The sequence below is a fragment of the Polaromonas sp. P3_C2 genome (assembly GCF_056402675.1).
Window position 1 is genome coordinate 1 of the sequence record NZ_JBFUGX010000623.1, and the last position, 2,406, is coordinate 2,406.

Here is a 2,406-nt window from a genome sequence, read left to right on the forward strand (position 1 = left end):
CCATGTAGATCACCAGGAAGTTGTGGCCCGAGATCATGACGAACATGCCCAGCAGCGCGAACAAGCTCAGAGTGAAGAACTCACCGCCGCGCAGCATGTCGCGATCTGCCGCGTAAGGGCGGCCATAGACCAGCGTAATCATCACGGTGATACAGGCAAAGCATTTGAGCCAGCCGCCCATGGGGTCGCTGACAACCATGTTGCCGAAACCATAGAAGGTCTGGCCTCCAGATGCGTAGGCAGCCTCCATGGCCGCCACGACGGCCAGGGTCAACAGCGTGAGCAAGTAGGTCAGCGTACGCTGCGGCGTCTTGACGCCCAGGTCCACCAGCGCAATCACGCAGGCCATGGTCAGGAGGACGATTTCCGGATAAACCGTGATCCAGGAGAGTTTGTCAATCATCTGAATTCTTTGTAGTTGCTTCAGTTCAGTTTGGAGGCCGCGACGTGCTTGAGCAGGTCCGCCACTGAAGTATTCATCACATCGGTAAACGGCTTGGGATAGATGCCCATGTACAGCACAGCGATGGCCAGCAGCGCCAGCATCAGGAATTCGCGGCTGTTGATGTCGACGAGTGCCTTGACGTCGTCATTGGCCACGGGGCCCAGGTAAACGCGCTTGTACATCCACAGGGTGTAGGCTGCGCCAAATATGAGTGCCGTCGCTGCCGCGCCGCCTATCCAGAAGTTGTATTTGACCGCACCCAGAATAACCATCCACTCGCCGACGAAACCGGCTGTGGCCGGAAGGCCGCAGTTGGCCATGGCAAAAAGTAGTGCAAAAGCCGCAAATTTGGGCATGGTGTTCACCACGCCGCCGTAGCTGGCGATCTCGCGCGAATGGACGCGGTCGTACAGTACACCAATGCACAGGAACATCGCGCCCGACACAAAGCCGTGGGCGATCATCTGCACGATGCCGCCGGAAACGCCCAGGTCGTTGAAGATGAAAAAACCCAGGGTGACAAAGCCCATGTGGGCCACTGACGAATAAGCCACCAGCTTCTTCATGTCCTGCTGCACCAGCGCCACCAGGCCGACGTAGATCACGGCAATCAGCGACAGTGCAATCATGAGCCAGGCCCATTCATGCGCGGCATCCGGAGCGATAGGCATCGAGAACCGCAGAAAACCGTATGCGCCCAGCTTCAGCATGATGGCGGCCAGCACAGCCGAACCACCGGTGGGAGCTTCAACGTGCACGTCAGGCAGCCAGGTGTGGACCGGCCACATGGGCACCTTGACGGCAAACGCCGCGAAGAAGGCAAAGAACAGCAATGTCTGCACCGTGCTGCCCAGCGGCAGCTTGTGCCAGGTCAGGATGTCGAAGCTGCCGCCCGACTTGTTGTACAGGAAGATCAGCGCCACCAACATCAGCAGGGAGCCGAGCAAGGTGTACAGGAAGAACTTGAAGGCCGCGTAGATCTTGTTGGGGCCGCCCCAGATGCCGATGATCAGGTACATCGGGATCAGCGTGGCCTCGAAGAACACGTAAAACAGAATGCCGTCAAGTGCCGAAAACACGCCGATCATGAGCCCGCTCAGGATCAGGAAAGAAGCCATGTACTGGTTCACGCGTGTGGTGATGGCTTCCCAGCTGGCGATGATGACCACCACATTGATAAAGGCCGTCAAGAGCACAAACCACAGCGATATGCCGTCAACACCTACGTGGTAGTTGACATTAAACCGCTGGATCCAGCTGCCCTTTTCGACAAACTGCATCGCCGACGAGTCCAGCTGAAAACCGCTGTACAAGGGCAGCGTCACCAGGAAACTGACGACCGCGCCTATCAGTGCGACCCAGCGGACGCTGCGCGCCTGCTCGTCACGGCCCAGCGCCAGCAGAACCACACCGAAAACAATCGGCGTCCAGATCGCAAGACTCAACAAACCCATTCTTGTTCTTCCTTGATTTTGTTGAACTGATCAGCGATTGAGCCAGACGAAATACGTCATCAACACAAACACGCCAATGATCATGCCGAAGGCATAGTGATAGATGTAGCCGGACTGCAGCCGGCGAACCATGCCGGAGACCCAGCCGATCACCTTCCACGAACCGTTGACCAGCGCACCGTMGATCAGCTTCTGGTCGCCACCCTTCCAGAGCGCGGTGCCGAGAGCGCGCGTGCCGCGGGCCAGCACGTTTTCGTTGAACCAGTCGAAGTAGTACTTGTTTTCGAGCAACGTGAAGATGGGCATGAACATGCGCTTGATCGCGGCCGGCAAGGCGGGGTTAATCATGTACATATACCAGGCCAGCACCGAGCCCCCGAGAGCCAGCCAGAACGGTGGCGCCATCAGGCCGTGCAAAGCCATCTGCCATGGGCCGTGGAACAGATGCTTAAGCTCTTCCATGGCGTGATGTTTCTCGAGGTCCACGAAGATGGCGTCCTTGAAGAA

The 2,406-nt window shown here is 57.8% G+C and carries 1 protein-coding gene and 2 pseudogenes; all 3 read right to left on the minus strand.

Annotated features, from left to right (window positions below):
• Positions 1-403 (minus strand): annotated as a pseudogene (locus tag AC1DWI_RS19885) (NADH:ubiquinone oxidoreductase subunit N); the annotation flags it as partial.
• A 20-nt stretch (positions 404-423) separates the two neighbouring features.
• On the minus strand, positions 424-1,899 hold the full coding sequence (locus tag AC1DWI_RS19890) for an NADH-quinone oxidoreductase subunit M (RefSeq protein WP_477671601.1): 1,476 nt from the start codon (positions 1,897-1,899) through the stop codon (positions 424-426).
• Between the two features lie 30 nt (positions 1,900-1,929).
• A pseudogene (locus AC1DWI_RS19895) lies at positions 1,930-2,406 on the minus strand (NADH-quinone oxidoreductase subunit L); the annotation flags it as partial.

Excerpts from the sequence above, each read along its gene's own strand:
- AC1DWI_RS19890 (WP_477671601.1), bottom strand. The coding sequence starts at position 1,899 with ATGGGTTTGTTGAGTCTTGCGATCTGGACGCCGATTGTTTTCGGTGTG.